General features: G+C 35.8%; 1 pseudogene. It reads right to left on the minus strand.

The features are described 5' to 3' along the window. Positions 1 to 755, minus strand: a pseudogene (locus AA81_RS12975) (ATPase); the annotation flags it as partial. Positions 756 to 1013: the final 258 nt, after the last annotated feature.

Below are 1013 nucleotides of genomic sequence, written 5' to 3' on the forward strand. Positions count from 1 at the left end.
GGGAAAACGAGCCAATCCTGGGGATTATCTATATTAATTTTGTTCAATATAGGACGATCGACAACTTTGAATATCCCTCTTCTTTTATTTGAGTATGTATAAAAGATAACAGGTGGTTCCAATACTACACTCCAAACATATTCCATGTTGTATAAAAAATCAGCATTTCCTATTTTAGTTTCTGCTTTAAATTTTGGTCGATCAACTATAAATCCCGCTTGAACACCGCCTGGAAGTTGCCTGAGCACTTTTACCCTTCTGGCTGAAATGTTGACAAGGATTTGTCTATATACCCCCAAGACTAAACTTTTTAGATCAGAGTTGTTCTTAACTAAGGATATTTGTTTGTGAATCCTCGTTCTTGAGTTGTGACTGAAAGGGTCCGCTTTTTTCATGAATCTATGTTTTGAACGCCATAGGTTAAAAGTATCTTCAACAAAGATTGCTAACGCCTCTCTGTGTGAAGATAATTTTGGGAAACTAAAGTAAGAGGACTCATCCAAATGGTCTAGGCTATTTATAGATAATGCTAAGAGTAGTTGCCGAATTTGTTCTAAATCATACCTTTCACTAACTTTTTGTTTGCTTTCATCTACTAGAAATAATTGAAAAAAAGGATACAGAGCATTGTGTGTCTCTTCAGCATCCTCGATTAATTCTAAGATTATTTCTAGTAGATAGCTTGAATTTAGTATTTGAGAAATGTTACTATAAGATACCTCCCCGGGTATCAATACCGTTCTTTCATAACTCATTTTTTACCCTCCCTCGTATAATATGTAGTATAGTTATGAAACTTAAAAAATGGTACTAAAAATCTGTCTTTTGATCTTTTTTATTATTTCTTTTGTAAAGAGATGCCCTAATGCTAAAATAGTACCAGGATGATTAGCGAGGGAAGATTCCTTGCCCCCCTGCAAGGCCTTTTGGCCGTTGCCTAAAAAGCTTGTTTCCTGACTTAGCAGTCAACTTGCTAACCGATTACTGCATCACCCCTTGATTAGGCCATCAGC

It is taken from the genome of Petrotoga halophila DSM 16923, from assembly GCF_002924615.1.